This is a genomic window from Nitratifractor sp. (assembly GCF_015487065.1).
In the GTDB taxonomy this organism is placed as follows: Bacteria; Campylobacterota; Campylobacteria; order Campylobacterales; family Sulfurovaceae; genus Nitratifractor.
On sequence record NZ_WFQN01000063.1, the window covers coordinates 1 to 9,590 of the forward strand.

At 56.3% G+C, this 9,590-nt stretch carries 11 protein-coding genes and 1 pseudogene; 7 read left to right on the forward strand and 5 right to left on the reverse strand.

Features of this window, described 5'->3' with window-relative positions:
• Positions 1 to 544 precede the first annotated feature (544 nt).
• The 7 genes from F8I07_RS03430 (at position 545) to F8I07_RS03460 (ending at position 6,842) form a co-directional block, all read left to right on the forward strand.
• A complete protein-coding gene (locus F8I07_RS03430) occupies positions 545 to 1,825 on the forward strand; it encodes a DEAD/DEAH box helicase (protein WP_292655757.1) in 1,281 nt (426 codons plus the stop codon).
• Positions 1,826 to 2,248: 423 nt separating this feature from the next.
• Positions 2,249 to 2,524, forward strand: coding sequence for a DUF503 domain-containing protein (locus F8I07_RS03435; RefSeq protein ID WP_292655760.1), 276 nt, complete (start codon positions 2,249 to 2,251; stop codon positions 2,522 to 2,524).
• Between the two features lie 260 nt (positions 2,525 to 2,784).
• The gene (gene rplI, locus F8I07_RS03440; protein WP_292655763.1) at positions 2,785 to 3,234 is read left to right on the forward strand and encodes a 50S ribosomal protein L9; all 450 of its coding nucleotides are present in this window, start codon (positions 2,785 to 2,787) and stop codon (positions 3,232 to 3,234) included.
• A gap of 3 nt (positions 3,235 to 3,237) precedes the next feature.
• Complete coding sequence (gene hslV, locus F8I07_RS03445) at positions 3,238 to 3,774, forward strand: ATP-dependent protease subunit HslV (RefSeq protein ID WP_292655766.1); 537 nt, start codon at positions 3,238 to 3,240, stop codon at positions 3,772 to 3,774.
• A gap of 11 nt (positions 3,775 to 3,785) precedes the next feature.
• Positions 3,786 to 5,108: an HslU--HslV peptidase ATPase subunit gene (gene hslU, locus F8I07_RS03450; RefSeq protein WP_292655784.1), complete on the forward strand. Its 1,323-nt coding sequence runs from the start codon at positions 3,786 to 3,788 to the stop codon at positions 5,106 to 5,108.
• Between the two features lie 25 nt (positions 5,109 to 5,133).
• Positions 5,134 to 5,595 (forward strand): protein tyrosine phosphatase family protein, encoded by a 462-nt coding sequence (locus tag F8I07_RS03455; protein ID WP_292655768.1) that lies wholly within the window; start codon positions 5,134 to 5,136, stop codon positions 5,593 to 5,595.
• Between the two features lie 137 nt (positions 5,596 to 5,732).
• Positions 5,733 to 6,842, forward strand: a complete 1,110-nt coding sequence (locus F8I07_RS03460; RefSeq protein WP_292655770.1) for an FAD-binding oxidoreductase — start codon at positions 5,733 to 5,735, stop codon at positions 6,840 to 6,842.
• A gap of 108 nt (positions 6,843 to 6,950) precedes the next feature.
• Here F8I07_RS03460 and F8I07_RS03465 read toward each other — a convergent pair whose 3' ends face one another.
• From F8I07_RS03465 to F8I07_RS03485, 5 genes and pseudogenes are all read right to left on the reverse strand, one after another.
• Positions 6,951 to 7,622: a uracil-DNA glycosylase gene (locus tag F8I07_RS03465; RefSeq protein WP_292655773.1), complete on the reverse strand. Its 672-nt coding sequence runs from the start codon at positions 7,620 to 7,622 to the stop codon at positions 6,951 to 6,953.
• 259 nt (positions 7,623 to 7,881) lie between these two features.
• Entirely contained in the window at positions 7,882 to 8,268 is a 387-nt protein-coding gene (locus F8I07_RS03470) for a class II SORL domain-containing protein (RefSeq protein WP_292655776.1), read from the reverse strand.
• 214 nt (positions 8,269 to 8,482) lie between these two features.
• Complete coding sequence (locus tag F8I07_RS03475) at positions 8,483 to 8,935, reverse strand: heme-binding domain-containing protein (RefSeq protein ID WP_292655779.1); 453 nt, start codon at positions 8,933 to 8,935, stop codon at positions 8,483 to 8,485.
• Positions 8,932 to 9,138 (reverse strand): DUF2892 domain-containing protein, encoded by a 207-nt coding sequence (locus F8I07_RS03480; protein WP_292655781.1) that lies wholly within the window; start codon positions 9,136 to 9,138, stop codon positions 8,932 to 8,934. The genes F8I07_RS03475 and F8I07_RS03480 overlap by 4 nt, the downstream gene beginning before the upstream one ends.
• A 197-nt stretch (positions 9,139 to 9,335) precedes the next feature.
• Positions 9,336 to 9,590 (reverse strand): annotated as a pseudogene (locus F8I07_RS03485) (methyltransferase); the annotation flags it as partial.

Consider the following 9,590-nt stretch of genomic DNA (forward strand, 5'->3'; position numbering starts at 1 on the left):
AAAACCCTCAGCTTCGATTTTTACGGAGTCCACTATACGGTCAAAGACGGGGGTGAAGGATTCATCAACGACGAGGTGGTCGTGCAGACCCGAAGCAAAACCAAGCGCCTCAAACTCTACGGCGGCGATATCAAAATTTTCAACGCCCCGCATGCGTCGGAGTAAAAGATCCGTTTTCAGGCGGTTTCCTGAGACCGAAATTAGGGATTAACGAAAGATTACGCTATACTCCCTCCAATCGCTCATCGGTCTGCGATGATTTACGAACGTATTTACCTGCGAACAGCTTTTGAATATCTTCAGAACCCAAACCGTGCATTAGCCAGCACCCCATCTGCATCGCCATTGGCGGCATGGGAGATCGAAGTGAATGCTCAACGCACTTTCCAAGTGCGCCTGCGCTTCTCTTCGACACCCCTACACACCAAGCATCGACGCAGCCGGGGCACTTTCCAATGCACTGTTTGGGTTGAATCTACCCAAATTTTCCGAGTCTGGACCGAGCAAATCTATGTGATGCAGGCTCACACCACAAGGTACACCATTGAACAACACAACAAACACATTCGATACATTGGGGCTTGACAGCGCCATTCTCAAGGCCGTCGCCGCCGAAGGCTACACCCGTCCCACCCCGATCCAGGCCCAGGCGATCCCCGCCGTGCTGGAGGGGCATGACGTCCTGGCCGCGGCGCAGACCGGCACCGGCAAGACCGCCGGCTTCACCCTGCCGCTGCTGCAGCGCCTTAGTCAGAACCCCCGCCGCAGCGGTCCCCGGCAGATCCGGGCCCTGGTCCTGACCCCCACCCGAGAGCTGGCGGCCCAGGTCGCCGAGAGTGTCCGGACCTACGGCAAGCATCTCAAAATCCGCTCCACCGTCGTCTACGGCGGTGTGGGGATCGAACCCCAGAAACGGGCCATCGCCAAAGGGTGCGATATCGTCATCGCCACCCCCGGCCGGCTGCTGGACCTGGCCAATCAGAAGGCGGTGGATCTGAGTGCCGTGGAGACCCTGATCCTGGACGAAGCGGACCGGATGCTCGATATGGGCTTCATCCACGATATCAAGAAGATCATTGCTCAGATGTCGGCCCAGCGCCAGACGCTCCTCTTTTCGGCCACCTTCTCCTCCGAGATCAAGCGGCTCGCTTCCGGGATGCTCAAGGATCCCGTCCTCATCGAGGTCGCCCGGCAGAACACCACCGCCGAGCAGGTGAGTCAGAAGGTCCACCACGTCGACCGTCACCGCAAGCAGGAGCTGCTGATCCGGATGATCCGGGAGAACGACTGGAAACAGGTTTTGGTCTTTACCCGGACCAAACACGGTGCCAACAAGCTCTCCAAACAGCTCGACGCCGCCGGGATCCGCTCCGAGGCGATCCACGGCAACAAGACCCAGAACGCCCGGATGAAAGCCCTCAAAAGTTTCAAAGAGAACCGGGTCCGCGTCCTGGTGGCTACCGACATCGCCGCCAGAGGGATCGATATCGCCGCACTGCCCCACGTCGTCAACTTCGAGCTGCCCAACGTTGCCGAGGACTACGTCCACCGCATCGGACGGACCGGTCGTGCCGGCAGTGAGGGAGAGGCGCTCTCCCTGGTCTGCGTGGACGAGCATCAGCTCCTGCGCAATATCGAACGATTCATCAAGGCGGAGATCCCCAAGATCAGCACTGAAGGTTTCGAGGTCGATCCGAGCATCCGTCCCGAACCGATCCAGAACGGCCGCAACAACCGCGGTCGCGGCGGATCAAGCCGTGGACGCAGCCACAACCGCAGCGGCGGACGCGGCAACCAGTCACGCCACAGTCGAAGCGCCCGCTGACCCTCATTCTCTTTCTCCATTTTCTCTCGTTCCCACGGTCTCCGTGGGAAAGGTCCATTTGCAATTCCATAGCGATTGAGCCCTTTGAAAAACATCCGTCATTCCGGGCTTGACCCGGAATTCAGGGGCTGAAATGCACCTATTACACTGTCTCTTTCAAACCTCCCTTCATTTCTTTTTCTTTGTTTCGCGACAAAGAAAAGAAACGAAGCAAAGAAAAAGAAAACGCGAGGGACTGGCGTCCGGTCGAAGGTGCCATGGACGGCACCTTCGGGTGAATGATGAATAGTGAATAATGAATGATTGCGGTAAGCGGTGCCTGGCACCGCTTTTTTTTCAAAAGACAAAGAGAGGCGAAGCCCCGTTCAAACGACGCGATTCCCGTGTTATCATTGACTTATAAGTTTCCGAAAGGAGATTCCGATGATTCTGGCCCAGGCCTTCCTCCGTCTCGAGCTGCCGGAGGCCCACTCCCTCAAAGGGCGGCGGCAGGTGGTCAACTCCCTCAAAGACCGTCTCAAAGCCTTCAATATCTCGGTACTGGACATCAGCGGGAGCTATCCCAAGGAGGCGGAGATCGCGCTGGCCTGGCTGGCCCACGATCCCCGCCAGTCGGCCCAGATCCGTCAGAGTATCGAGCGCCTGCTGGAACGCCGTTTCTCAGAGTACCTTTGGGAGCTGGAGGTAGAAGAGATATAACCCAAAATTTGCATCAGCCAGCACCCCATCTGCATCGATCATTGGCGGCATGGGCGATCGAAGCGAATGCTCAACGCACTTTCCAAGTGCGCCTGCGCTTCTCTCCGACACCCCTACCACCAAGCATCGACACATCTGGGGTACTTTCTAATGCAAAATTTGGGTTGAACAGTGAAAAATGAAGAATGGCGAATGGTTTTGGATAAAATATCCCCCATAGTTCCCGGCCTGCAAACAGGAAGCCGGATCAAGGAGAACCCATGAAAGTACTGCTCATCAAAGATGTGAAAAATGTCGGCAAAGCTGGCGAGATCAAAGAGGTCAAAGACGGCTATGGCCAGAACTTCCTGGTGGCCAAAGGCTACGCCAAAGTAGCGACGCCCAAAGTCGTCGAGGAGTGGAAGGCGGAGCAGGAGCGCCGAGCGGCCGAAGAGGCAGCCGAGATCGAGCGTCTCACCGCCGAAAAGGCCAAGATCGAATCGGCCCAGATCCGCATCGAAAAGCCCGCCGCCCCCATCGGAATCCGGGGATCGGTGACCAACAACGACATTGCCAAAGCGATCAAAGAGCAGCTGGGCATTGAGATCGACAAGCACAGGATCGAGCTGAAAAAACCCCTCAAGTCCGAGGGGCTCCACACTGTCGAGATCAAGCTGGGCCATGGGATCCATGCCGATGCCAAGGTTGACGTGGTCGCCGTCGAAGGATAAGGGATGTTTGACGCGACCACCATCCTGGCCTACCGGGGAGAGAACCATGCCGTCATCGGTGGGGACGGGCAGGTGACCTTCGGCAATACGGTCCTCAAGGGCAACGCCACCAAAATCCGCACCCTGCACAACGGTCAGATCCTTGGGGGCTTCGCCGGAAGTACCGCCGATGCCTTCACCCTCTTTGATATGTTCGAGGGGATCCTCAACGAAAAGAAGGGCGACCTGCTCAAATCGGTAATCGAGTTCTCCAAGAAGTGGCGCCAGGACAAGCATCTGCGCCAGCTCGAAGCGATGATGCTGGTACTCAACAAAGAGCATATCTTCATCCTCTCGGGCACCGGGGACGTGGTCGAGCCCGAGGACGGGCGGATCGCCGCCATCGGCAGCGGGGGCAACTTCGCCCTCTCTGCCGCCCGGGCCCTGGCGCGCCATGCCGACCTGGATGCGGCGACTCTGGTGCGCGAAAGCCTGCAGATCGCCGGAGAACTCTGCATCTATACCAACACCAACATCAAACTTCTGGAGCTCAAACCGTGATTGAAAAGCCGTTGACACCCAAAGAGATCGTCGCCTACCTGGACCGCTACGTCATCGGTCAGCAGGAGGCCAAAAAGACCATCGCCATCGCCCTGCGCAACCGCTGGCGCCGGATGCGTCTCGATGAGGAGATGCAGCGGGAGGTGACCCCCAAGAACATCCTGATGATCGGAAGCACCGGGGTGGGCAAGACCGAGATCTCCCGACGTCTGGCGCGGATGATGAAGCTCCCGTTTATCAAGGTCGAGGCGAGCAAGTTCACCGAGGTGGGCTTCGTGGGCCGGGATGTGGAGTCGATCATCCGGGACCTGACCCTGACGGCCATGCAGCTGGTCCGTGAAGAGGAGAACGAACGCAACAAAGAGAAGATCGAAGCCTACGTGGAGAACAAGATCATCGAGAAGCTCCTGCCGCCCCTGCCTGCGGGGGCCAGTGAACAGAAACGTGAGGAGTACGAAGCCTCCTTCGCCCGGATGCGGGCCAAGCTGGAGCGGGGAGAGCTGGACCATCTCAAGATCGAGGTGGAGCTGCCCCCTCCGGGCCTCGATCTGGGCGGCAGCAATGTGCCTCCCGAGATGGCCAATGTCCAGGAGTCCATCGTCAAGGTCCTGGGCGGCCTGGGCAAAAAGGGCAAGAAGAAAGAGGTGAGCATCAAGGAGGCCCGCAAGATCCTGGCGGCTGAGGCCAGCGAAGAGCTGCTGGACGAGGAGAAGCTCAAGGAGATGGCCATCGAAAAGGTGGAGCAGGGCGGTATCGTCTTCCTGGACGAGGTGGACAAAATCGCTGTACCTTCCAACGTCACCGGCCGGCAGGACCCCAGCAAAGAGGGGGTCCAGCGGGATCTGCTCCCGATCGTGGAAGGCTCCACCGTCAGCACCAAGATCGGTCCGGTCAATACCGACCACATCCTTTTCATAGCCGCTGGGGCTTTTCACCTGAGCAAGCCCAGTGATCTGATCCCGGAGCTGCAGGGGCGCTTTCCTCTGCGGGTGGAGCTGCAGAGCCTGGATGAGGAGGCCCTCTACCGGATCCTCACCGAGCCCAAAAACTCCCTCATCAAGCAGTATCAGGCTCTGATGGCGGTGGAGGGAGTCACCCTGGAGTTTGAAGAGGAGGCGCTCCGTGCCATCGCACACTATTCGGCTCTGGCCAACGAAAAGACCGAAGACATCGGTGCCCGGCGTCTGCATACGGTGACGGAGCGGATCCTGGAGGATCTGAGCTTCGATGCCGACGAGCGCAAAGGTGAGACGGTGCTGATCGATGTGGCGCATGTGGAGAGCAAACTGGAGGCCCTGGTCGAGAATGAGGATGTGACACGGTATATTCTTTGATCCGAAAGAAAAGAGGAGAGAAGCCATGAGCGGGATCCAGGCCCCGGCCCAGCAGCCGGTTCATCAGCATCTTATGACCTCGGCTCTGCCGAAGGCGGAGGATTTCGCCCGGATGGCGGCCCTGGGTTTTGAAGTGGTGATCTCTCTGGGGCGTCCCGAGGACAATCGCTATCTTCGTGACGAAGATTTTTTGGTGACGGTTGCTGGGATGCGCTATCTCCATCTTCCCGTCGATTTCTCGGCGCCGACCTTTGGCGATTACGAACTGCTTCGCGATCTGCTCAACGCCCTCTACCCCCGAAAAGTCTGGCTCCATTGCGCGGAGAACAAACGGGTCAGCGCTCTGATTTTTCTCTACAACGTTATCGATCGGAGCGTGCCTATTCATGAAGCCAGGGCCAGGCTCCATCTGATCTGGCAGCCCGATGAGATCTGGCAGGCTTTTATTGACGAGGCGTTGGAGAAGTATGTTTATCAGTATGTATAGATTAATAGTTAATAATTAATAATGAATAATTTTGGTATGCGTTGCAACGCAACGCTTTTATTATGGGAGAAGTGGGAATTCATTTCCGCCATGTTGGGCGAAGGACCCACCTCCAAAAGTACGAAAGGCGACAAAGAGTGATCTGTATCATCGGAGCCGGGGTCGCCGGGGTGATGGCAGCTCATTTTCTGAGTGAAGAGGGGGCTGAAGTGCTCCTGGTGGATCGCAGCAGTGTTCCCGCCAGCGGGGGCAGCGGTGCGGCGGGGGCTTTTATCTCTCCAAAGATCGGCAAGGGTGGTCCCCTTCAGGAGCTGACCAACGAAGCCTTCGCTTTCGCCCAGCGTTTCTACCGGGAGAATTTTCCGAAGCACTTTCACGGTGATGGGGTGTTGAGGATCCCCAAAGACAGTGACGATGAGAAGCGCTTCGAGCTCTACGAAGCTTTCAATTATCGACCTTATGAGCGTTGGGATGCCGCCCGCGCCGAGGCGGCGGGACTCAGGAATGTACCGGGGGGCTTCTATTTCCCGGAAGCGGGCGATGCCGATGCCCCGGAGATCTGCAGGGTCGCGGCGGAGCGGTTGAATTTTCGACAGATGGAGGTGGAACGTCTGGAGTTTGCCGGAAACTCCTGGCGGATTATCGGCGCCGGAGATCTCATCGAAGCGGAGCATGTCGTTCTGGCGACCGGGTACGAGAGCGATCTGCTTGATCTGCGCTATATGGGGATCCGGGGGCTCTGGGGCAGTCGGGGGGACTACGCCACATCCCGACAATTCCCCATCAGTCTGCACAAGGATTTTTCCCTCTCCTCCACCCGTCACGGCCGCATCAAACTGGGGGCCACCCATGTCAAGTCTCCCCAGCCCTGCCGCATCTGCGACGGCCGTCCGCTGGCGACGCTGGAGGCCAAAGCGGCTGAGATCACCGACACCTCGGATTTTCGTCTCGTCGAGACCTTTTGCGGAATGCGCTCGACAAGCCGGGATCACTTTCCCATCGTCGGACCGGTCATCGACGTGCCGAGGATGCTGGCAGAAACTCCTGCCATCACCCGGGGAGCCAAAGCCCCGCTGATCCATCTCGAAAAGCTTTCCGTTCTCAACGGCCTGGGGGGCAGGGGGTTTGTCTTTGCCCCGTTGATGGCCCGTTCGCTGGCCCGGTATATCCTTCACGGCGAAGCCCTCGATCCGAGAGTCCACCCCGACCGGCTCTTCTGGAAATGGGTGAGGAGGATGGAGAATTGAGAATTGAGAATGGAGAATTTTGGATTTTGGATTTTGGATTTTGGATTTTGGATTTTAAACTTGACAAAAATTATCTACTGATTTAAACTACCCACTACCCACTACCCACTACCCACGCTTTTCCAGCAACTCTTTCACTTTCAAAAGATCTGCCCATGCCTCTTTTTTGGCGGAGGGATTGCGCAGCAGGTAGCTGGGATGGAAGGTGGGGACGAGCAGATAGTTATCGGTATGGATGATATGGCCTCGAACGCGGCTGATGGGGGTCTCGTCGTTGGTCAGGTAGCGGTAGGCGGTGGCGCCGAGGGTCATGATGATTTTTGGACGGATCAGTTCGATCTGCTTCAGGAGATAGGGGCGGCAGGTGAAAGCTTCGGTGGGGGTGGGGACCCGGTTGCCCGGCGGTCGGCATTTGACGATATTGGCGATATAGACCTGTTCCCGGCGCAGATAGAGGACATTCTCGATCATTCGCGTCAGGAGCTCGCCGGCCCGGCCGACGAAGGGGCGGCCGGTGCTGTCCTCGGTAGCACCGGGCCCTTCACCGACAAACATCAATTTGGCGTGGGGGTTCCCTTCGCCGAAGACCACTTTGTGGCGGCTTTTGCTCAGGTCGCAGAGATGACACTTTTCCACCATTTTGCGCAGGTTTTCCAAATCGTTGGGGAGCTGGGCCGGATCAGGCTCCAGATCGGAGGGTTTGATGTCGGTGTAGCGGTATCCCATCTGTTTGAGAAGATAGAGCTGTTTGAGCTGCAGAGCGTTGTGGAGGTTTTTCATAGAGGAATTTTATCAGAATTTTGGATGTTGGATTTTGGATGTTGAATCGGGCTATGATGAAAAATTCCCGTAATTCCGGACTTGATCCGGAATCCAGGGATTGGAATATGCATAATGCTCTTGATCCTGAATCAAGTTCAGGATGACGGAGAGAAATTGTTTCAGCTTTTCAGAGTACGCAATTTCGCTTGATGGGTAAAAAATTTTGAGGAGAAGTTCGGGATGTGAGAGCTGAGGGGAGGGGTCCCCTCGGAGCGTCTTAGTCTTCGACGGTGACTTCGACAGGATCGCTCTCCCAGAGCCCGTGCTTGGTGCAGTAGCTCATGGCGGTGAGCTTCATTTTGCTCTTGGTAGGCACGACGTAGAAGTCGACCTCGGCATGGGCACAGGCATTGCCCATGGTACCGGGCTGCCAGTTGGTCTGTGCCAGGAGGGTCTCACCGTCCCAGAGCTGGACATAGGCGATGTAGTGGTCGAAATCGTCGGGGTGGCAATATTCGTTCCCCATTTTCACTTTAACCTTGAACGGCTCACCCTTCTTGGCGGTGCTTTCGCAGTGAACGAAGGGAGAGTGGCGGTCGATATAGTCTTTTTTGGCTTCACGGTCAATGGTAGAGATATCTACATAACGGTTGATCTTGGGCATTTCAGCTCCTTTTTCTTGATTTGTGTCAAGAAGTATAGCATAAAAATTGTGTAATGATGATAAAATTTGTCTGATTTAAGAGAGTTGCGTAATTAGAACGGTTGCCGGTTTCACTCGATAGCTCTGGCAGTCGCGAACGCAAGCGCCCGTTTCACGGGTTGAGCGCTCCTTTGTCGCCATCGAGTGAAACCTCACTTGGCAGTATCCAGGAGGTTCAATAGGGCTTCTCTTCTTTCAGGATGTGGGACTGGGCCCACGTTTTAATCGCCTGGCGTTCCTGGGGAGTGAGGCGGGCATCTTTGTGTATCCACATGTAGTCGGCGGGAGGCATCTTCCAGTCGATGGATTTGGCGATCCCTTTGTAGAACTTCTGCTTTTTCTCCTCGCTGTATCGGTTCCAAATGGAGAAGTTGAGCCAGTCCCTGCCGTCTCGTACGTGGGAGTCGACCTCCCAGGAGATCGGGGCGATATGACTGTACCAGGGCCAACGGGTATGGTTGGAGTGGCAGTCGTAGCAGGATTTTTTCAGCAGGGCCATGATCTCTTTGGGCGCTTTGATCTCATCCTGGGAACCGGCTTTGGGAGGTTCGGGGACTTTGATCTGAACCAGCTGAACGACCAGCAATCCGCCGATCAGCCAGCCCAGAAAGACCTTGAGGGTTCTCATGCCTCTTTATCCTTACCAAAGATCGTGCATTGTCCCGTGATGGCGCAGGCGGGGCAGAAGCCTACGATTCCGGCGATGAGGGGAATGACGCCCAGATAGAACCATTTGATGCCGGTATAGACCCCCAGGCCGATGAGAACCAGTCCCAGTACGATGCGGAAGGGACGACAAAATTTCCTCATTTTCTTTGCGTTGATAGCCATGATAACTCCTTCTTATCGGTAGATTTTGACGTAACTATAGCAAAAATGATGATTAGGAACTGTTAGGGAAGATGGAAGATGGAAGATGGAAGATGGAAGATGGAAGATGGAAGATGGCGGCTTGACAAAAATTATCAGGTAGTTTACACTACCCACTACCCACTACCCACTACCCACTACCCACTACCCACTACCCACTACCCACTACCCACTCCGATCCTCGTCGCTTCCAGAAAGAGGTACTCCCGTCCCGTGATGACGACCCGGTAGCGGTGCTGCTGGAGATATTTTTTGATCCAGAAGAGATCTTTGATGACCAGAGAGAGTTCGCTGAACGAGTAGTGTCTGGGGCGGGCGCCGTAGGTCAGTTCGCCGTCCTGCCAGCGGGCGTTTGGCCAGCCCAGCAGGATGGCTCCGTCGGGGTTCAGGCGCTCCTGTACCAGATGCATCAT

Bases quoted from the DNA above. Each gene is read 5' to 3' on its own strand.
- F8I07_RS03470 (WP_292655776.1), bottom strand. From the start codon at position 8,268: ATGCCCAAGATCAACCGTTATGTAGATATCTCTACCATTGACCGTGAA.
- F8I07_RS03435 (WP_292655760.1), top strand. From the start codon at position 2,249: ATGATTCTGGCCCAGGCCTTCCTCCGTCTCGAGCTGCCGGAGGCCCAC.
- F8I07_RS03475 (WP_292655779.1), bottom strand. From the start codon at position 8,935: ATGAGAACCCTCAAGGTCTTTCTGGGCTGGCTGATCGGCGGATTGCTG.
- F8I07_RS03455 (WP_292655768.1), top strand. From the start codon at position 5,134: ATGAGCGGGATCCAGGCCCCGGCCCAGCAGCCGGTTCATCAGCATCTT.
- F8I07_RS03465 (WP_292655773.1), bottom strand. From the start codon at position 7,622: ATGAAAAACCTCCACAACGCTCTGCAGCTCAAACAGCTCTATCTTCTC.
- hslV (WP_292655766.1), top strand. From the start codon at position 3,238: ATGTTTGACGCGACCACCATCCTGGCCTACCGGGGAGAGAACCATGCC.
- F8I07_RS03480 (WP_292655781.1), bottom strand. From the start codon at position 9,138: ATGGCTATCAACGCAAAGAAAATGAGGAAATTTTGTCGTCCCTTCCGC.
- rplI (WP_292655763.1), top strand. From the start codon at position 2,785: ATGAAAGTACTGCTCATCAAAGATGTGAAAAATGTCGGCAAAGCTGGC.